The organism is Mycobacterium sp. 48b (genome assembly GCF_048282725.1).
Taxonomy (GTDB): domain Bacteria; phylum Actinomycetota; class Actinomycetes; order Mycobacteriales; family Mycobacteriaceae; genus Mycobacterium.
This window is the reverse complement of the sequence record NZ_JBLVUL010000001.1, coordinates 7226973-7247840: the sequence shown is the minus strand read 5'-3', so window position 1 is coordinate 7247840 and position 20868 is coordinate 7226973. Positions and strand designations below refer to the sequence as shown.

Annotated in this window: 14 protein-coding genes and 1 pseudogene; 11 read left to right on the top strand and 4 right to left on the bottom strand. The window is 61.0% G+C overall.

The genetic code is table 11. The features are described from left to right. Window positions 1–29 precede the first annotated feature (29 nt). The 3 genes from ACNQR1_RS35345 to ACNQR1_RS35335 all read left to right on the top strand — a co-directional run bounded on the left by ACNQR1_RS35345 (window position 30) and on the right by ACNQR1_RS35335 (window position 6383). A complete protein-coding gene (locus ACNQR1_RS35345) occupies window positions 30–1577 on the top strand; it encodes a class I adenylate-forming enzyme family protein (protein WP_418050133.1) in 1548 nt (515 codons plus the stop codon). A gap of 97 nt (window positions 1578–1674) precedes the next feature. Beyond that, window positions 1675–5217: a carboxylic acid reductase gene (car, locus tag ACNQR1_RS35340; protein ID WP_418050132.1), complete on the top strand. Its 3543-nt coding sequence runs from the start codon at window positions 1675–1677 to the stop codon at window positions 5215–5217. Continuing rightward, a complete protein-coding gene (locus tag ACNQR1_RS35335; protein ID WP_418050131.1) occupies window positions 5214–6383 on the top strand; it encodes an NDMA-dependent alcohol dehydrogenase in 1170 nt (389 codons plus the stop codon). The genes car and ACNQR1_RS35335 overlap by 4 nt, the downstream gene beginning before the upstream one ends. Before the next feature lie 123 nt (window positions 6384–6506). Here the strand turns inward: ACNQR1_RS35335 and ACNQR1_RS35330 are convergent, their stop codons facing one another. Continuing rightward, window positions 6507–6986: a hypothetical protein gene (locus ACNQR1_RS35330; protein ID WP_418050130.1), complete on the bottom strand. Its 480-nt coding sequence runs from the start codon at window positions 6984–6986 to the stop codon at window positions 6507–6509. Between the two features lie 262 nt (window positions 6987–7248). On the opposite strand from ACNQR1_RS35330, the gene ACNQR1_RS35325 reads away from it, so the two are divergent. The 8 genes and pseudogenes from ACNQR1_RS35325 to ACNQR1_RS35290 all read left to right on the top strand — a co-directional run bounded on the left by ACNQR1_RS35325 (window position 7249) and on the right by ACNQR1_RS35290 (window position 17327). Then, window positions 7249–8460: an MCE family protein gene (locus tag ACNQR1_RS35325; protein WP_418050129.1), complete on the top strand. Its 1212-nt coding sequence runs from the start codon at window positions 7249–7251 to the stop codon at window positions 8458–8460. After that, window positions 8457–9482, top strand: a complete 1026-nt coding sequence (locus tag ACNQR1_RS35320; protein WP_418050128.1) for an MCE family protein — start codon at window positions 8457–8459, stop codon at window positions 9480–9482. The genes ACNQR1_RS35325 and ACNQR1_RS35320 overlap by 4 nt, the downstream gene beginning before the upstream one ends. Beyond that, window positions 9482–10564, top strand: a complete 1083-nt coding sequence (locus ACNQR1_RS35315) for an MCE family protein (RefSeq protein WP_418050626.1) — start codon at window positions 9482–9484, stop codon at window positions 10562–10564. The genes ACNQR1_RS35320 and ACNQR1_RS35315 overlap by 1 nt, the downstream gene beginning before the upstream one ends. Window positions 10565–10581: 17 nt before the next feature. Continuing rightward, the gene (locus tag ACNQR1_RS35310) at window positions 10582–11967 is read left to right on the top strand and encodes an MCE family protein (protein WP_418050127.1); all 1386 of its coding nucleotides are present in this window, start codon (window positions 10582–10584) and stop codon (window positions 11965–11967) included. Then, window positions 11964–13252, top strand: a pseudogene (locus ACNQR1_RS35305) (MCE family protein). The gene ACNQR1_RS35310 and the pseudogene ACNQR1_RS35305 overlap by 4 nt, the downstream one beginning before the upstream one ends. Then, entirely contained in the window at window positions 13252–14847 is a 1596-nt protein-coding gene (locus ACNQR1_RS35300; protein ID WP_418050126.1) for an MCE family protein, read from the top strand. The pseudogene ACNQR1_RS35305 and the gene ACNQR1_RS35300 overlap by 1 nt, the downstream one beginning before the upstream one ends. 244 nt (window positions 14848–15091) lie before the next feature. Next, window positions 15092–16105, top strand: coding sequence for an alcohol dehydrogenase catalytic domain-containing protein (locus tag ACNQR1_RS35295; RefSeq protein ID WP_418050125.1), 1014 nt, complete (start codon window positions 15092–15094; stop codon window positions 16103–16105). Between the two features lie 295 nt (window positions 16106–16400). Then, window positions 16401–17327, top strand: coding sequence for an enoyl-CoA hydratase/isomerase family protein (locus ACNQR1_RS35290; RefSeq protein ID WP_418050124.1), 927 nt, complete (start codon window positions 16401–16403; stop codon window positions 17325–17327). A gap of 741 nt (window positions 17328–18068) precedes the next feature. Here the strand turns inward: ACNQR1_RS35290 and ACNQR1_RS35285 are convergent. From ACNQR1_RS35285 to ACNQR1_RS35275, 3 genes are all read right to left on the bottom strand, one after another. Continuing rightward, entirely contained in the window at window positions 18069–18767 is a 699-nt protein-coding gene (locus ACNQR1_RS35285) for a TetR/AcrR family transcriptional regulator (RefSeq protein WP_418050123.1), read from the bottom strand. Between the two features lie 287 nt (window positions 18768–19054). Next, window positions 19055–19753 (bottom strand): TetR/AcrR family transcriptional regulator, encoded by a 699-nt coding sequence (locus ACNQR1_RS35280; RefSeq protein WP_418050122.1) that lies wholly within the window; start codon window positions 19751–19753, stop codon window positions 19055–19057. 228 nt (window positions 19754–19981) lie between these two features. Next, a complete protein-coding gene (locus ACNQR1_RS35275) occupies window positions 19982–20839 on the bottom strand; it encodes an SDR family oxidoreductase (RefSeq protein WP_418050121.1) in 858 nt (285 codons plus the stop codon). Between the last annotated feature and the right edge of the window lie 29 nt (window positions 20840–20868).

Genomic DNA, 20868 nt, shown 5'->3' with positions numbered 1-20868 from the left:
GATCGAAGGACCGGGACGAAGGAGTATCGTTGAACAGTCCGCGGGGCATCTTGCCAGCGTCGGCGGCGCAGTTCGGGTCCAAGATTGCACTCATCACCGATACCGTCAGCCTCAGTTATGACCAGCTGGATGATCTGACGAATCGGGTCGCGATGGCGTTGGTCAGCCGCGGGCTGCGACCAGGACAAGTCGTCTCACTGTATTCGGAGAACCGGTGGGAATGGATCGTGGCTTACCACGGTGCGTTGAAGGCGGGCGCGATCGTCAACCCGATCAATGTGATGCTGACCGGCGCCGAACTGACCTATGTGTTGGAAAACTGTCGCGCAACAACCCTATTCATCTCCGGCGATAAGACGGCAACACTTGCCGCACTCGGCGAAATCGAATCACTGCAGACCACCGTATGTTTCGATGCGTACAGCGCACAGCCTTCCACCGATCTGCTGGACTTTGGCGAGCTCCTTGCCGTGGCACCAATGGAGTCCGCGTGCCCGGCTGTGAAGGGGGATGAACCCGCTGTCATCGGATACACCTCGGGAACGACTGGCCATCCGAAAGGAGCTGTTCAAAGCCATCAGTCGGTATTCCTCAACTGCGCTCATACGGCGACAATGCATGGTCGGACAGGCAGCGACGTCGTAGTGACGGCACTGCCCGCCGCCCACGTGTACGGCAACGTCTCCATCAACTCAACGTTCTTGGTCGGCGGGACCGTCGTACTGCTGGAGCGTTTTAGCGCCATGTCGGTGCTCACCCAAATTGAGCGGCATGGCGCGACGATGTTCGAAGGCGTACCGGCGATGTATGCGATGTTGCTTGCGGACCCCGCTCTGGCAGGCGCCAACCTTTCGACGCTGACCCGTTGCACCGTCGGTGGGCAAACCATGCCTCTGTCGACCATCGAACGATGGCAGGACCGGAGCGGCTGCCGCCTGATCGAGTTGTGGGGGATGACTGAGATCGCGGGTCTTGGAGCTACGCACTCCCTCCACACGCCGCCAATGCCGGGGACGATCGGCATCTCGCTGCCCGGAGTCGAACTTCGCGTAGCCGATGTCGACGACTCGGCTCGGACGTTACCCGCCAATCAACCTGGCGAGCTCATGATTCGAGGACCGCTGGTAATGCTGGGCTATCACGAGAACGAGGCTGCCACAGACCAAACCATCGAGCCGGACGGATGGCTACACACGGGTGACGTCGCGGTCATGGACAACGTCGGCTACGTCCGTATTGTCGACCGAATCAAGGACATGATCATCACTGGGGGATACAACATATATCCCGCAGAGATCGAGCGGGTGCTCTCCGAGCATCCCAAGGTGGCATTGGTGGCCGTCGGCCCGGTGCCAGATCCTGTCAAGGGCGAATTAGCTTGCGCCTATATCGTTCCCGTGGCCGGCGCGCAATTGGGTGCGGATGAGATCATCGCGTTCGCTGCGGATCGGCTGGCGGCCTACAAGCGTCCGCGACTGGTTCGATTGATCGAGGAGCTTCCGCTGACCTCGACAGGAAAAGTCATGCGCCGCCGCCTGATCGATCTGTTCACCGAGGCTCCCTCACCCTCGCTGTAGCGCTACACCCGAACAGATGTGCCGCCGCCACCTCAGGACGCGATCAAATAGGGCCCATCCGCATCTCGAAGGTGCTACTGAGCAGAGAGGGACCGGCGTGACAACAGGCAGCGCTTCGGTGCAAGAAACAGGGAAGGGTGTGCCCAGCCCCCAACCGTACCGGTTTGAATCCGACGAGCAACTGCTTGCCGCGCAACCCGATCGGATAATCTCGGAGCGGCTCGCCGCGCCATCGATGCGGCTGCGGCAGGCAGTCACGACGGTCCTGGACGGATATGCCGACCGTCCGGCGGTGGCTTACCGTTCGTACGAACTATCGGCCGATGACAGGCGGACCGTGCGACGGCCACTGCCCCAGTTCGAGTCCATCACCTACCGGGAGCTTGGTCGGCGAGTAGCTGCAGTCGCCCGAGTCTGGCATCGCGGAGTCAACGACAGTTCGGTAGCACCGGGAGACTTTGTCGGGATTCTCGGGTTCGTCAGCGTCGACTACACCGTAGTCGACCTGGCCTGCCTTCAGATGGGTGCAGTCGTTGTTCCGCTCCCGAACGTAGGCCAAGAGGTGATCGCCGACATTCTCGGCGAGGTGGCTCCAAAGGTGCTGTGCACCAGCGTTGACAATCTCGATCTGGCGGTCGACGCCGTGCTGTGTTCCGAATCGCGACCGGGACGAGTCGTGGTGCTCGACTACGTCACCGCGGATGACGATCACCGCCACGCGCTCGACGCGGCCCGTGCGCGGCTGGAAACACACTCTCGTGCGATCTCACTCCAGCCGTTGTCAGAGTTGATCAGTGAGGGTGAGACGCTCCCACCGGTCAACTTCGACGCGCACGACGACAATTACGAGGACGACGCGGACCCCTTGGTGTGCCTGCTGTACACCTCGGGCAGTACCGGCGCTCCCAAAGGCGCGATGTACACCGAGCACATGTTGATCGCTCCCTGGCAACAGGCGTTGCCGGGCCCAGTCATTTCGTTCAATTACCTTCCGATGAGCCATATGTATGGCCGTGCGTACCTCTATACCACCCTGGCCAACGGCGGTACGGCTTACTTCGCGGCGAAGCCCGATCTATCGACCTTCTTCGAAGACCTCGCGATGGTGCGACCGACGTCACTGAACCTGATCCCACGGGTCTGCGAGATGATCATTCACCGGTACCACGGTCAATTAAGCCGTTGCTCCGACGAGAATTCCAAACGAGCGGACGTCGAACAGACAGTCGCAGAGGATATTCGGCGCAACGTGCTCGGTGGGCGATATATGTGGGCAAACTGCAGCACTGCTCCGCTCTCGGCGCAGCACACCCAGATCCTGCGTCAGCTGTTGGATGTGCCGCTGCTGATTTCGTATGGCTCCACCGAAACCGGCGGCATAGTGATGGACGGCAAAGTGCTCCGTCCGCCTGTGCTCGATTACAAGCTCATCGATGTCCCCGAGCTCGGCTACTACGGCTCCGACAAACCGTTCCCGCGAGGAGAGTTACTGGTGAAGTCGCAGCACATGATGGCCGGCTACTTTCAGCGCCCCGAGATCACCGCGGGAATGTTCGACGGCGATGGCTTCTACCGCACCGGTGACATCATGGCCGAAACCGGAGAAGACCAGCTGGTTTACGTTGATCGGCGCAATAATGTACTGAAACTGTCTCAGGGCGAATTCGTCACCGTGTCTCATCTTGAGGCGGTGTATGCCTCCAGCTCCCTGATACGCCAGATCTACGTCTACGGCAGCAGCGAACAGTCCTACGTACTCGCGGTGATCGTGCCGGACCCGCAAGAAGTCTCCGGGGACCCATCAGCCGTTAGGGGCGCGTTATCCACTGAACTGCAGCAAGTTGCGCGTGATGCTGGTTTGCAGCCTTACGAGGTACCACGCGACTTCATTGTCGAAATCGAGCCGTTTACCGTCGAGAATGGGTTGATCACTACGGTGGGCAAGCTCGTCCGGCCAGCGCTGCGTGCGCGCTACGAGAGCGTTCTGCAAGACGTCTACCATCAAATCGCAGAAGCCCAGGAGCGCGATCTCGCCGAACTCCGGGCCGGAGCGGGACAACGTCCAATTCTGGAGACCGTGTATCTCGCTGTTGGAGCCACCTTGGGGCTGCCTGCAACCGCAATCACTCCGGAAGCCAGGTTCAGCGATCTCGGTGGAGATTCTCTGGCGGCCCTGTCGCTCGCGACGCTGCTGGAAGAATCGCTACACGTCGATGTACCGGTCGGAACGGTCATCAGCCCGACGGCCAGCCTGCAGGCGCTGGCCAAAGAAATAGAGCGCCAGCAGCATTCAAATACTCCGACGTTCGCCGCTGTCCACGGCTCAGGCTCTGCAGAGATACGAGCGACGGACCTCAAACTCGAGAAGTTCATCGACACCGACACGCTAGACGCGTCACGACTGCTTTCGCCGCCGACCGATACGCCCCGAACCGTCCTGATCACCGGCGCCAACGGCTATCTCGGTCGGTTCCTGTGCCTCGAATGGTTACAGCGAGTTGCTCCGGTGGGGGGCAAGGTCATCTGTATTGTCCGGGGCAATTCGACCGACCAAGCAATCGCGCGCATGACCAAGCCATTCAACAGCGACCCCGAACTCCTGAGTCGGTTCACTAAACTCGCACAGGACCACCTCGAAGTGGTCGTTGGCGACATTAGCGAGCCCAAACTAGGTGTGGGGGAGAAGATCTGGGAACGACTTATCCGTGAGGTCGACTGCATTGTTCATTCCGGTGCGCTCGTCAACCATGTCCTGCCGTACCGGCAACTGTTCGGGCCCAATGTCACAGGAACATCCGAACTGATCAGGTTGGCGATCACGGCCCGGCTCAAGTCCCTTGCATTTGTGTCATCAGTGGCGGCTGCATTCGCAGCAGACGGGAACCCGATCCCTGAGGACGCAGACATTCGGGTCGCCATCTCCGCGCGCACCGTCGGCGACGGATATGCCAACGGTTACGCGGCCAGCAAATGGGCCGGCGAAGTCCTCGCGAGGGAAGCCCATGACCTATGCGGGATCCCCGTGGCGGTTTTCCGTTCCGACATGATCCTTGCACACAGCCAATATCGAGGCCAGCTCAATGTGCCAGACCTGTTCACACGTCTCATCTTCAGCCTGATCGTCACCGGAATAGCCCCTCGCTCGTTCTACCAATCAAATGGCGAAATCCCGCGAGCCCACTATGACGGGCTCCCAGTGGATTTCGTCGCACAGGCAATTGTTGAATTGGGAGCGCGAGCAACCAGCGGGTTCCAGACGTACCACGTGGTGAACCCTCACGATGACAACGTCTCCATGGATACCTTTGTTGACTGGCTGGCAGCGGTCGGCTACCCGGTCCAACGTATCGACGATCATGGTGACTGGTTCGAACGGTTTCAATCTGCGTTGCGCTCGCTGCCGGAGAACCAGCGCCAGCATTCGGTGCTGCACCTCCTCGACGCATTTCGGTACGCAGGCCCCCCCACGGCCGGTTCGCGTACCGACGCGACGCGGTTCCGTGCGGGAGTGGCGGCGGTGAGTTCCATTGCTGGCGGCGAAATACCCCATCTTTCAGAGAAATTCATTGTCAAGTACGCGACCGACCTGACTGCCCTTGGCCTGTTGACGCCTCGATTCGTGAATGGAGATCACCAATGAAATCTCGCGCTGCAGTCCTCCACGGGGTGGGAATGGACTGGGAAGTTGCGGACATCGAACTCGACCCACCCCGCGCGGGCGAAGTGCTTGTCAAGATGGAGGTGGCGGGAATATGTCACTCAGATGACCATTTCGCCACTGGCGATTGTGTCCCGAGTGAGGCCTTGACACAGATGATGGCAGCGGCCGGATTGCCAGTTGCCGAATGGTTTCCGCTCCTTGGCGGCCATGAGGGAGCGGGGATCGTCGAGCAGGTCGGTCCCGAGGTGCGCAACCTCAAGGTGGGCGACCACGTCGCGATGTCTTTCATTCCGGCATGCGGCGATTGTCGCTGGTGCGTCTCTGGCTCCAGCTACCTTTGCGATGTCGGGTCGCAGCTCTACAGCACGGGTATGACGACCGATGGAACATCGCGCAGGCATCTAGGCGGTGAAGACCTGACCGCCATGATGCAGGTCGGCACCTTCTCCGAGTATGTGGTGGCCTCCGAACGGTCCCTGGTGAAGGTCCACGACTGGATCCCCTTTCACGCTGCTGCTTTAGTATCATGCGGTGTCACAACAGGATTCGGCTCCGCATCGGTGAGCGCTCAGACCAAACCGGGGGACACTGTTGTCGTCATCGGCGCCGGCGGGGTCGGGATGGGCGCCGTGCAGGGCGCGAGAGCGGCCGGAGCAAAGTACGTCGTAGCCGTCGATCCGATCACGTTCAAACACAACGCCGCGACATTACTGGGAGCAACTCACGCGGTCGGACAAGTGCACGAGGCCTTCGACATGGTCAAGGAGCTGACGTGGGGCGTCATGGCAGACAGGGTCATCATCACCGCCGGTGTCGTCCACACTGATCTCGTAGCGAGCGGGATGATGCTCATTCGCAAAGGCGGTGTCTGTGTATTGACCGGGATCACCCCACTCGAGGAGATGACCGTGCCGCTGGTCCTGGCCGACATGGTGAATTCGAGTAAGACCCTCAAAGGTGCCCTCTATGGAGAGATGAACCCGAGAGTGGCCATCCCATCATTGTTGTCAATGTACGAGGCGGGCGACCTCCAGCTGGACGAGCTGGTGAGCAGGCGTTACCGTCTCGATGAAATCAACCAGGCCATCAAGGACCTCCGCGACGGAGTCAATCTACGGGGCGTGATCGATTTCAGCCTCGGGTAGACGTTTGTCCAATTGCTGGTTGCTGAACCGGATCCGATCACCGCGAGCACGGCCGAATCTTCCTTGGCCGGGAAACGCGTTTGACCGGATCCGGTGCGCTGCATATCCAGTTGCGACTGTTGGCTAGGAGCCGTCGATGGGCGTGAGCTTGAACGGCATCACGATCGTGAGGCCCTTGTTGATACCGCAGCCGCCACTCGGTGCAGTTGTCTTGTCGAATCCGGCGAAGGTTGACGAGTGTATGTCCAAGGTGCCCTCGTCATTTACAGCGTAGAAGCGGATATGTTGAAGTCCGTCTACTGCAGCGCCGCTTTGGCATGACTCCCAGCCCGGGACAGTCCTTTTGACGTTCCACGTACCTGACGACTGATAGACCGGCGCCGACCAACCCTGATTGCTGTGCACCTCTCCAGAGCACGCGGTGGGGGCGCTACACGATGACGAGATCGTCCAAGTGGCTACGACCACCTGTTCGTCGTGGAACCGGTCGTTGGTCTTCGCCCACTGACCGTTCGACTCGGCACGAAAAGTACCGTTGAGCGCCCATCTGTCCGTGCCGTTGGCGATGCCCGGGGCGCCCGTTCCAGCTCCGACAATGATCATTGACAGTCCTGCCAGGACTCCGCGGCGAGCTCTCCTTCGTGCACTCATGGGTATCTTGGCGTGTCGCATCGTGCACCCATGACCACAGAACCTCCGTACGCGCGTGTTTGGTCAGGAAGTGCACCAGATGGAGCGGTCTTTCGTCACACCCAAAAGGATGTACCGCGCCGCACGGAAAGTGCGGTCAGATATGCCGTCGAGCTGCGTGCACCGCCCTGTGGTGAATCTCGGAGTCGGCGTCGAGGTGTGGAGGCGAAATAAGTTGAACGACTCGGGTCCTGCGCGGGCGCGCAGACCAGACGCGCGCATCCTTGCGGGTTCAGTCACGGTTGCGGTGATCGTGGCCGTCGTCGCCTCGGTCGTCGTGATGTTCCGCGGGGGCCTCGCGACGACAGTCCCATTGACGGTGATCTCGGCGCGGGCCGGACTGGTGATGAACCCCGACGCCAAGGTGAAACTCCTTGGGGTCGAGATCGGCCACGTCGAGTCGATCGAGAATCAGCCCGGCGGAAATGCATTGCTGCGGCTGGCAATTGATAGTCGGCAGTTCGCTCAGATACCGGCCAACGCCAAGGTCGAGATCTCTTCGGCAACCGTGTTCGGTGCCAAGTCGGTGGAACTGATTCCGCCCGCCGACCCGTCCCCGGAGAAAATGCAGGCCGGCCAGGTTCTCGACAGCGATCGCGTCACAGTGGAGTTCAACACGGTGTTCGAGAACCTCACCGCCGTGCTGAGAAAAGTCGATCCTGCCAAGATGAACGAGACACTGCGCGCCATCGCCGAGGCGATCAACGGCCGCGGTGCCCGCTTCGGCACTGCGATGCGCGACCTCGACGCGATGTTGGCCGGCATGGAACCCAGCCTGCCTACCCTGAGCCACGAGATGGAGACCGCGCCGACCGTCCTCAACGCCTACGCCGACGCGGCCCCAGACCTGCTGAATATCGCTGACAACGCCGCTTCGATGAGTCAAACGGTGGTCGATCAACAGCGCGACCTTGATGCATTCCTGGTCAGCACAATCGGATTGGCTGACGTCGGCCAGGACGTGGTGAGCACCAACCGGCAGTCGACGACCGATCTCGTGCACATTTTGGTCCCGACCACGTCGCTGACCGACAGATACAACCAAGCATTGACGTGCGGCCTGGCCGGGATGGTCCACATGTCCCAAGGACCGCCGTTCCCGGAGCCCGGGCTCGTACTTTCCATCGGATTCCTGCTGGGCAGGGAGCGATACCGTTTCCCCAGCAACCTGCCGAAAGTGGCCGCGACCGGCGGACCCCAATGCCACGATCTGCCGAATCTGCCCTTCGGTACGCGGGCGCCCTTCGTCGTGGCCGATGTGGGTGCCAATCCGTGGCAGTACGGCAATCAGGGCATCCTGCTCAATTCCGACGGCCTCAAGCAGGTGCTGTTCGGCCCCATCGATGGCCCACCCCGCAACACCGCACAGATAGGGCAGCCCGGATGAGCAGAACACTGGGAACGATGCTGAAATTCGGTGCCTTTGCCGGTGTCATGGTCGTGCTGACCGGGTTCCTGTTCATGATCTTCGGTCAGTACCGCACCGGTGCCGCCGAAGATTTCACCGCGACGTTCGCCAACGTCTCCGAACTCAAGACCGGAGACTCAGTACGGGCCGCCGGCTTGCGGGTCGGCACCGTGACCGATGTGAGAATGCAGTCTGATCGAACCGTGCGGGTGGGCTTCACCGCTGATCGCGGGGTTGTGCTCACCACGGGCACCCGCGCAGTGGTGCGGTACCTCAATCTTGTTGGCGACAGATTTCTCGAGCTGGTTGACGGGCCCGGCTCGACCAGGATCCTGCCGGCCGGATCGAACATCCCAACCGAACGCACCGCACCGGCGTTGGATCTGGACCAATTAGTCGGCGGTCTCAAACCAGTCATCCAGGGTCTCAACCCGCAGGATGTCAATGCACTCACAGCATCACTGTTGCAGGTGTTCCAAGGGCAGGGCGGGACGTTGAAGTCGCTGCTAACCGAATCAGCGTCCTTCACAGACGGATTGGCCCAGAACAGCCAGACCATCCAGCGCTTGATCGACAACCTGAATCTCGTGGTCGAAACGCTGTCGGCCGATGGCGACAACTTCTCCGGAGCGATCGACAAGCTGACCCAGCTGGTCAGCCAGCTCTCGACCGAACGTGACCCGATCGCCGAGGCCATCGACGCACTGGACAAGGGCACGGCATCGATTGCCGATCTGCTCACCGATGCCCGCCCGCCGCTCGCTGGCACCGTAGATCAGCTCGCACGTCTGGCGCCGCTTGTTGACGACGACAAGGAGCGCCTCGACAACGCGCTGCAGAGGGCGCCCGGCAACTACCGAAAACTGGTGCGCCTGGGCGCCTACGGCAGCTGGATCAATTACTACATCTGCGGCTTCACTATCCGGGTCACCGACCTGCAAGGCCGGACCGCAGCATTTCCATGGTTCAAACAAGAAGGCGGGAGGTGCGCGGAGCCCTGATGCTTAAATACCGTGGACCAAGACTGATCCGAGCCGGCGTGATCGGCACGGTGCTGATACTCCTGATCATCGCCGTCGGGTTACAGCCGGAACGGCTGATGGCATGGGCGGCAGGTGCCCGCTATCACGCGACCTTTGTTGACGCGGCCGGATTGACAGTCGGCAACAAGGTACTGATGTCGGGTATGAAGGTCGGCTCAGTATCGGGAATCGAGCTCCGTAACGGCAAGGCGTTGGTGACCTTTTCGATCACCGGCGCCACACCGATGGGTTCGGAAACCACCGCGCACATCCGTACAGGCACGCTATTGGGCCAACGCGTCATGACCCTGGAATACGCTGGAAGCCACATCATGCACCCCGGCGACACCATTCCGGTGTCTCGTACGTCGTCCCCGTACTCACTGACCGAGGCGGTCAGCGATTTCACCACCAACACCGCCGCGACCAACACCGACGACCTCAGTCGGTCATTAGACACCTTGTCTGACACCCTCGATCAGATCGGCCCTCAACTGGGGCCCACCTTCGATGGATTGTCGCAACTCTCTCGCGCGTTGAACGATCGCAATGACACCCTGCGCCAACTGCTCGGCAGCGCCGGACGCGTCACCGGCATTCTGGCCGACCGCAGCCAGCAACTCAACGAGCTCATACTCAATGCCAACGACCTGATCGCAGTCCTCAACGAACGTCGACAGGCCATCGTCGACCTCCTTGCCAGCGTGTCGGTGGTCGCCAAGCAGCTATCTGCGCTGGTCGAAGACAACGAGCACGAGTTGGCGCCCGCTCTGCAAAAACTCAACTCGGTCGCGGCGATGTTGGAGAACAACCGCGACAACATCTCCAAGGCCCTACCCGGATTGGTGAAATACCAAATCACCCAAGGCGAAGCTGTTGCATCGGGCCACAACTACATGGCCTACGTGCCCAACCTGTCGCCAGCGCAGATCCTTCAGCCCTTCCTCGACTACGCTTTCGGCTTCCGGCGCGGAACCGACGCGGGGCAGCCGCCGGACAATGCCGGGCCCCGCGCCGAAATACCGTTGCCTTACAACGGTATTCCAGGAGGATCGCGGTGACTGGTCGCGGTAGAGTAGTGCGTGTCGTCGCAATTGCACTCGTAAGTCTGCTATTGGCCGGCCTCGTGACGGTGTTGCGCGCCAACTACTTCGGCCCGACCCGGATCACCGCGCTGTTCACCAGCGTTACCGGTATCTACCCCGGTGACGAAGTGCGGGTTGCCGGTGTCCGTGTCGGCACGATCGCTTCCATCAAACCGGCCGGCGCTCAGGTGAAGGTGGCACTGCAGGTCGACCACGGGGTATCGATCCCTGCTGAGGCCAAAGCAGTGATCGTCGCCCAGAGTCTCGTTGCGGCACGCTATGTCCAACTCGCGCCCGCCTATGAAGGCAACGGGCCGACGATGTCGGCTAGTGCAGTGATTCCCGTCGATCGCACCGCAATTCCTGTCGAATGGGACGAGGTCAAGACACAATTGACCCGTCTAGCCGCCGAATTGGGCCCCCACGCGACGGCGCCGAGCGGGTCCGCATCACGCTTCATCGAGAGCGCGGCCAACGCGATGGACGGCAACGGCGACAAGCTGCGCCAGGCCATCCATCAACTCTCAGGAGTCGGGCGCATCCTGGCTGACGGCAGCGGCAACCTCGTCGACGTCCTGACAAATCTGCAGACGTTCGTGACCACCTTGCGCGACAGCAACACCCAAATCGTGCAATTCCAGAACCGATTTGCGACTCTGACCAGCGTCGTCAACGACGGCCGGTCCAACCTCGATGGTGCGCTGACCAATTTGTCGTCGGCGGTGGGCGATGTGCAGCGGTTCATTGCCGGCACCCGAGACCAAACGGCCGAGCAGATGCAGCGCCTGGCGAACGTGACCCAAACGCTGGCTGACCACAAGACCGACCTGGAGAACCTGCTACACGCCGCGCCCAACGCCATGGCGAACAGCTACAACATCTACAACCCCGACACCGGCACCAACGTTGGTGGCTTCGTGTTGAACAACTTGTCCAGCCCAATTGGGTTCATCTGCGGTGCGATCGGAGCCGTCGAGAACATCACCGCACCCGAAACGGCCAAACTGTGCGCCCAGTACCTCGGCCCGGCGTTGCAACGGCTCAACTTCAACTACCTTCCATTCCCGGTCAACCCATATCTGATGAAGTCGGCTAGCCCCGGCAACCTGATTTACACCGATCCAGCGCTGGCTCCGGGCGGTAGTGGAGCAACACCAGTGCCGCCAGATACGCCTCCGGCGGTGTCCGCCTACACCGGAGCCTTCGATGCTGCGGCTCCGCCAGCGCCCGGTCAGCCCCCCGCAGTAGTGCCCGGTCCTACCGCGCCGGACCATCTGCCTGCGGAGCCCTCGCCGGCGTTGTATCCCGGAGCCCCCATCCCTACGCCTTCTAGGACCGTCAACGACATGCTGCTGCCAGCCGAACAGCCCGCGCCGTGATCGCCCGCAGCCTCCCTCGCGTGGTTGCGGTGGCCGCATGCCTTCTACTGAGTACCTCCGGGTGCGCTTACCATGGCCTGAATTCGGTGCCGCTGCCAGGAGCTGTTGGACGTGGCAGCGGAGCCAGTTCCTACCACGTTCAGTTGGTGAATGTTGGTACGTTGGAGTCGAATTCGCCGGTTCTCGTTGACGACGTAGTCGTTGGCAGTGTTGGACCGATGTCGTTCAAGGACTGGCATGCTGAGGTCGAAGTCTCCGTGCGCGAGGATGTGGTCGTACCCGCCAACGCGGTCGCTGCCGTCGGTCAGACCAGCCTGCTCGGTTCGATGCATCTCTCTCTGGATCCGCCGATTGGGGTTGCACCGGAAGGCAGATTGAAACCAGGGGCGACCTTGCTACTGGATCGATCGTTGACCTATCCGTCGACCGAGCAGACACTGTTGGCGTTGTCAGCCGTTGTGAACGGTGGAGGGCTCGGGCAAATCGGCGACATTCTGCACAATCTGAGCGCCGCGATGACAGGAAACCAGGAACAGATCAGATCGTTGCTGACTCGCCTCGACACCTTCATCGGAACCTTGAACAGCCAGCGCGACAACATTATTGCCTCGATCCAGGCGCTGGATCGGCTTGCCGACAAGTTCGCTGGACAACGGGAAGTCGTCGCGCAGGCGCTGCGGAAGATTCCGCCGGCATTGGACGTGATGGTCAGGGAAAGTTCGCGATTTACCACAGCGCTGGACAAGCTCCGCACATTCAGCGACACCACCACTCAGCTGGTCAATGACACGCACGCCGACCTCGTAACCAATTTGCGCAACCTCGAACCAACTCTGCGCGCGCTGGCAGATGTCGGCCCGGGCCTCGACGAGGCATTGTCGTACTTCAGCGTCTTCCCGTACGGGCAGGACGTCATAGACCGTGGGTTGCGCGGCGATTACATGAACCTGTTCGGAATTCTTGATCTGACCGTTCCTCGCCTCAAGCGTGGACTGTTCCTCGGGACCCGGTGGGGTCAAGAGGGTGCGGCACTGGTTCCCGCACCGGGCGAGCCCGGTCAGATCGCGCACACATACGATCCGCTCATGGCTCCATTGGAGTCAGAGGCGCTACCGCCTGGGCTTCCAGCGCCGGACGCCCCCCGCCTCCTATAACGGGACCGATCCTGCCGGTGGTCCCACCCCCGACCGTAGCCGGCGAGTCGGCAATCACCGCCGGCTCACAAATCTTCGCCGGCCCGTACGGGACGCACCCTGTCACGGATACACCGAAAGCGGGGGGCTGATGCTCACACGGTTCGTCCGTACGCAGCTGATCATCTTTACGATCGCTGGAGTCGTCGGAGCCGTCGTCATGATCTTCGGGTACATGAGGGTTCCGACGCTGCTGGGATGGGGACGCGTGACAGTGACCCTGGAGTTGCCCGCTTCCGGCGGCCTGTACCGCTTCAGCAATGTGACCTATCGCGGAGCCCACATCGGCGAGGTCACTGACATTGACGTCCACGATGCAAGCGTGGTGCGCGCGACGCTGTCGCTGGATCGCTCGGCGAAAGTTCCTTCGGACCTCGTGGCGCAGGTTCGCAGCATGTCAGCAGTGGGGGAGCAATACGTCGATCTGCAGCCACGGTCGGAGGCACCGCCGTATCTGCACGACGGGTCGGTAATTCCCATGGCCCACACCACCATCCCGCAACGCGTCGGCCCCATGATCGACCAGCTCAGCTCTCTGGTCGACAGCCTCCCCAAAGATCGGCTCAACTCGCTGCTTGATGAGTCCAACCGGGCATTCAATGGCGCTGGTTACGACCTGGGGTCGATGCTCGACTCAACGAGCACTCTTACCCACGATCTCGCTGCCGTGTCCGATCGCACGCGTGCCCTGATCGATGACAGCGGCCCATTACTGGACGGGCAAGCTCAAACTACGGACGACCTACGTACATGGGCACGCAGCCTCGCCGGCATCACCGACCAGCTTCATCAAAACGACCCGCAGGTGCGCACGCTGCTGCAGCGCGGGCCCGGATTCGCCGACGAAGTGTCGCGGCTGCTCAACCAAATCAAGCCGACATTGCCTGTGCTGCTGGCGAATCTGACTACGATCGGCCAAGTCGCGGTTACCTATAACGCGGCACTGGAGCAGATATTGGTGCTCATCCCTCCGCAAGTGGCCGCCGACCTCTCCGGAGGCGGCACCAACAACCCCACCGGACACTCCCTGGTCGACTTCGCGATGGCTCTCGGTGATCCTCCCGCGTGCACGGTGGGCTTCTTGCCTCCGTCGCAATGGCGCTCGCCCGCCGACACCACAGAGGTCGACACACCCGACGGCCTGTACTGCAAGCTGCCGCAGGACTCACCCCTAGCTGTACGCGGGGCGCGGAACTTCCCGTGCGTCGACGTGCCCGGAAAGCGCGCAGCCTTCGTTCAGGACTGCCACAGCGACAAACCTTTCCAACCCTTGGCAATGCGCCAGCACGCTCTGGGCCCGGCCCCGCTCGACCCCAACCTCATTGCCCAGGGAGTACCGCCCGACGATCGCGTCCTACCCGATAGCAACATCTTCGGTCCCCTCGATGGGACGCCGATACCGCCGCCTCCGGTGAACAACACCGCCCCGCCGCCCGACTCCCCTGGGGTCGGCGGGGAGCCAGGAGTGCCCTCACTCCCCGGTCCGGACACGCCTGCTGGGCAAGCAGACTCCACCGTCCAGCCGAGCGGCGCTGCGGACCAATCGAATACCGCTGGCCCCTCGGTAGCTGTCGCGAAGTACAACCCCAGCAGTGGGGCATATATGGCATCCGATGGGCACATGTACCACCAAACCAACCTGGTCGGCACGGCCAAGACGTGGCAGGACTTAGTGCTGGTGAGCTAGCCGCTTCCTGCGCTGATTTGTCCAAATGAAACCAGCTCCGCCGGCAAGTGCGAGGAATCGCGGGGTCGTCTTGAGGCATGAGACACATGACTCCACGCCCATTCGGGTGTACCGCTGTTTGTTCGCTGGCACATATTGTTCGATGCCAGCTGCTAGCGATTGAGCGTCGTCCTTTGGCCGGCGCTGCTAGATCGCCACTAGATGCACGCGACGGATAGGGAAGAGGCAAGGGATGTTTGGGCTCGTGGCACGAGGCAAAGGTGTTCAGTACGAAGAGCTGGCGGATGCCACGATTGAGCAACCGCGCGATGCGGTTGTCCAAATGCTGGCTACCTCGATATGCGGCAGTGACCTGCACCTTCTGGATTACGACCTGCCGACCTCTTATCCGATCGGTCACGAAGCTATAGGTGTTGTCGTCGAACGCGGTTCCGGAGTCACCGGTCTGTCGGTAGGCGACCGCGTACTTCTTGCTGGCGACACCGGTTGTGGTTTGTGTCGCCCCTGCATGGCAGGTGAGATCAAGCGCTGCAAGAATAATGGCTTCGGCATCTACGGTACGCCGGGGGGTCTCGGTGGGTGTCAGGCTGAACTGATCAGAGTCCCTAACGCCGATTTCAATACGATGAAAATCCCGGACAACGTGAGCGACGTTCAGGCATTGGCGCTTACCGATTGTCTGCCCACTGCATACAATGCCGTTGTGCAAGCGGACATTCCGCGAGGCGGCATCGTTGTAGTGATTGGACTCGGGCCGATTGGGTTGATTGCCACGGAGTTAGCGTTCCTCTTTGGTGCTGCCTGTGTCTTCGCTGTCGATCTACTGCCCGACAGGCTCGAGCGCGCCAAGGCGCTGGGAGCTGTGGCCCTCGGGCCCGACGAAGTCGAAGACGCGGTGCGAGCCGCAACTTCGGGCGACATGGCTGATTCCGTGATCGAAGCGGTTGGCTCAAAACCATCAGTGGATCTCGCGCTGAAGCTGACTGGCGCGAATCGGACCCTGAGCATTCTGGGGGCCGTTCACGGCGTCGATGTTGCGGTACCGTTCGAATCAGCTTTGCGGGGTGTAACCCTGCGGACGGATCAGACGACCGAGATCCCCAAATACTGGTCGGAGTTGGTCCCGTTGGTCAAATGGGGCCGCGTCCATCCGGAGGCAGTCTTCACCGACACTTTTGAGCTCAAGGACGGCGTTCAGGCCTACCAGAAGGCGCGGTCACGTGATGCCGGAACCATCAAGATTCTGTTGAAACCGTAGACCGGTTGAGTGTCAGGCTGGGGTGAGCGGGCGCGTGAAGCGCCCTCTTGTCTACCAGTCGCCGGTGCCAACGGAACTGTGGCAAGCCGGCCTCAGGCTCGGGAAATAGAGTTTCTGCTGAAGGACGAGTTGCAGAACTCGAGTACCTCGGGTAAGACATCCGACCCACGTTCCGTGCGCAGACAGTCCGACTACCGATGACGGTCCTGTCCGTTCAATAGTGAATCGAGAACGTTGCGTGAGGCGACCTTCGTCGCGGCGGAACGTGCGAAGCCAATTTCAGGAAGGACTAGCGATGACAATCGCCCAAGGTAGAGACGACCGGGTGTTGTTCGAGGTCGATGCGGACCACCGCATCGCCACCATCACGCTGAACAATCCCAAGCAGCGCAACTCCTATGATGCCGCGATGCGCGACGAGATCGCGCGCTACCTCGACATCGTGGCCGACGACGACGATCTGACCGTGGTGTTGCTGCGCGGGGCCGAGGGTGTCTTCAGTACTGGCGCCGACATGAACAACGCGTACGGCTGGTACGGCGATGAGCGCTCGCGCGAAGAGCAGAGTGCTGGAGCCAAGGAGGCTTCTCGGAAGTCACGGCCGAGCCAGCGACGCCGACTCACGGTGGACCGCAAGTCTTTTGGCTTCTACCACAACTTCATGGGCTTCCCGAAGGTCACCGTGGGCGAGATCGGCGGCTACGCACTGGGCGGTGGATTCGAGATGGCGTTGATGACCGACATCTCGGTGATCGCCCGCGATACCAGGATCGGGATGCCGGCCACCCGGTTCCTCGGTCCGGCGCTGGGCAGCCTGCACATGTTCTTCCACCGCCTCGGCCCGGTGCTGGCCCGGCGGATGCTGCTCACCGGGGACATCGTCGAGGCCGGTTCCATCGAGCACCTCGGCATCTTCACCGACACGTGCGATGCCGATCAGCTGACGGCACGGGCACAGTACTGGGCGGCCAAGGCCGCCAAGATGCCGGCCGACGGTGTGGTGATCGCCAAGGAGGCGTTCCGGCTCGTCGAGCAGAGTCAGGCCTACCAGGGCGAGGAGGTGGCCAGCTACATCTTCCACGCCTACGGCACCAACCTGCAGTTCTCGCCGGGTGAGTTCAACTTCGTCAAGACCCGCGCGCAGCATGGCACGAAGGAAGCGTTCCGGCTGCGCGACGAACATTTCCACGTCCCCGAACCCATTTCGAGTCTCGACATTTGATTCGACGACGGGGCGCCAACTGTGCGATCTACGGGCTCAGGCGATAGCGGTGCATCGTAGCGTTAAGGGCAACACGATTTGATTCTCGAAATCATGTTGCTCCAGAAGGGCTTTGGCGTTGCACTTGGCCTGTCGATCAGCAGGGCGATCGAAAGTTTGGAAATCGTCCGGTAATCAACGGATGTCGATAACAGCGAAGCGCTGGGTCCATCGCGAGGTTCTCACAGCCGATCATGCGGCACTGCCGCTGTAGCATCGGGGCCCCACCACGTCGAGGAGTATCCAGCCGTAGGTCACCCGACAGTGGTTGCGGTGTGCAATCATCAGTCGCGTTGCCCATTCGGATTGGTGCCGCACAGCTAGTGGCGATTGCCTCGCAGGAATTGCGCTAGCGATAGACGCGACGGAGCTCCGACGTTAGAAAGCGCGAGCCGACTTGTGGTACCTGAAATTGCCGGCAGCGTGGTCGCTTTCGATGTACGCGGGTATCGGAGTGCAGATGTGGCTGCCACCGTACATGGCGGGTCGGTGTAGCTATGCTGGGCTGTGCGCGCCGCTCCGTTCAAAGGACACGCTGGTCCGTACATCTGAGTCACCTGGCGGGATTTGGCATCGCATTGTGCTCACGGCGTGCACTCCGGCCGGCGCTCGGCGAATTGGGCCGCATAGGTCGGCTGACGTTGCCGGTCTTCGGGGATCATGAAATCGCTTGAATCGGGCTCCAGCGGTCAACGCAAGCCGTCAGCAAGTGGAGGCGTCACTGATTCGGCGCTCGGCGTCATCGAGGAGGCAATTGAGACCGAACTCGAAGAGCCGATCGTCTGGTATTCCTCGCCTGCGCGGCACTGAATCGAGTGTGTCAGCCTTCGATGCCGGGACTTCGGGATGAGCGGGGAAACCTATGGTGTCAGATCGAAACTGCTTGTCGTACAGTCGTCGTAGAAGCATCGATCCTCTAATGTGGATCGTCACGGCGTTCACCGTATCCCAGGCGTCTGCTTTCGGCAGCCCGGCATCGACCAGATCGGCAACTGCTTTCGTGACATCCTCTGCGCCGTACTGCGCCACTGCCGAAGTTGTTGGTGCCCGGGACAGGACCAGGTCGCACATTACGGGGTTGGCGCCAAGCGTCTTCCATGCATTTGTCGCGTAGGCCGACAGTGCCGATCGCCAGTCGTCTCCTTCGCCGTATGCGGTGCTGCGGGCGAACTCGGCGACACTTCGGTCTCTCATCGCCTCCAAGAGGGCGCCTTTCCGACCAAAGTGCCAGTAGATGTTTGTGATACCTACGTCGAGGCGCTTGGCCAGACTGGGCATGCTGAAGTTGTCGATACCTACCTCTTCTGCCAGGGCGAATGCGCCGTCGAGCAGTTGCTTGGGCGTGATCGAGCCGCGGTCACGGCGCGCTTTCTTGCGCTCGCGATCTGCTCGCTTGGTCATCGTGTTTTCGCCCTATCGATGTTTCCTGACAACAGAAAAGGAGGCAACGCGACGCCTGCTGGCCCTCACACGGTGCGAGGGTTCGTCGCGATCGTCGCTATCTGTGAAGTCATACTGTTGGTAATACAGTTGACATGATAATAGGTACGTGAAGTCCGTGCCTCGCTCAAGCTGGGGCTCATGCGGTGCGTGATTGACGCTGCATTTCATGCAAAACGTAGTACGTGACACACGATCGGTGCGGTTCAGACGGACGGCCTGCTATCGAATGATCGTGGCAGATTGGGCTACTGGCCAGTTCGGCGTGCTCCGATGCGCTGCTGGGCGCTGTCGAGGATGCACAGCAGCCCGAACTCGAACAGGTGCTCGTCGGGCACGTTGCGTCGAAGGCTTGCCGTCTCGGAGCCCTCGGCCGCCGATCGGTCTTCGGCACGCTCGGCAGGTACTTCGGTTGTGCGGAACTGCCGGTCGTATATGCGGCGAATGAGCAACGAGCCTCTGATGTGGATCGTGATGGCGTTGTACGTATCCCATGCGTCCTGGGGTGTTAGTCCGGCGTGCACGAGATCGGCGACCGCCCGTTCAGCATCGGCGGCGCCGTGTCTCGCGACGGTTTCACTCGAGCGTTCACGGGATAGGATCAGGTCACACATCACCGGGTTGCTGCACAGTGCCCTCCACGAGACCTTTGCGTATGCGTACAACGATGCGCGCCAATCATTTCGACCTACATACCAAGTCGTGCTGGCGAATTGCGCAATCGCCCGGTCCTGCATCGCGTCGAGGAGGTCGTCTTTTCGGCGGAAGTGCCAGTAGATGCTGGTGATGCCTATGTCGAGATACTTGGCGAGGGTCGGCATACTCAGATTGTCGAGACCAACTTCTTCTGCAAGTGTGTAGGCGCCGCCGATCAGATACTCCGGAGTGATGGACCCGCGATCGCGTCGGCCCAGTTGGCGCTCCCGACCAGATTTCTGGGCGGTCAAGACATCTCCCCATCGTCGGGTCGTGGTGCCGAGAGTTTCTTCGGTAATCCCGAGACTCTGGACAGACACGCCGGCGCCACGGCATTTGCAGTACGGGTTAATGCGCTACCTCGTTGCTCTGACGCAGACACGAAACCCATACCGATAGGTATACAGTAAATCACGTGGATCGGTGCGAGTAGCTCGGATCGTCCCCTCTGGTGCGGCGAACGCAACAAGCCAGCGTCGCTATCGTGGGTGGGTGTACCCCGGAGGATTGGCAGAGTCGACCCACATGTCTATCCGGAGTTCGTTGCCCTGCGCGTAGTCATAGCGGGACAGATCGGTCACACCCGACTCGACCAGGACGTCCTCGCACAGCAAGCTTTGTCCGGTGTACTCACGCGCTGGCTTATTGAAAATCTCGTACGCAGCGTCAGAACATACCTCGGGTTTACGTGACTGCCTCATCGGTCCCTCGCCCCGAAGGTTCTGGATCGCCGCAGTCGCCACCGAGGTACGCGGCCACAGAGTATTCGACGCGATGCCGTCTGCGCGCAGTTCCTCTGCCAACCCGAGCGCACACAGCGACATTCCGAACTTAGCCATCATGTAGGCAGTCGGGCTGAGCCATTCCGGCTCAAGCCTGATAGGTGGTGACATCGTGAGAATATGCGGATTGTCTCGACCCTTCATGCGGGGTATACATGCCCGCGACACCGCATACGTGCCGCGTACCTGAATTCCGTTCATGAGGTCGAATTTCTTCATCGGGACCTCCAGTACGGAAGCCGTATTCAACGCCGATGCGTTGTTCACGCAGATGTCGATGCCGCCGAACTCATGCGCGGTTCGTTCCACCGCAGCTTCGACCGTGTCACTGTCCCTGATGTCTCCGACCAGCGGTAGCGCGTGGCCACCTGCTGCCTCGATCTCGGCAGCTGCGGTGTAGATCGTTCCGGGCAGACGGGGATGGGGCTCGGCAGTTTTTGCGATCAGAGCGACGTTGGCGCCTTCGGAGGCCACCCGTTTGGCGATGGCCAAACCGATACCTCGGCTAGCGCCGGAGATGAACAGTGTTTTTCCAACGAAGCGGCCAGCAACCATGTTTCCTCAATTTCTCGATACTGGACGAT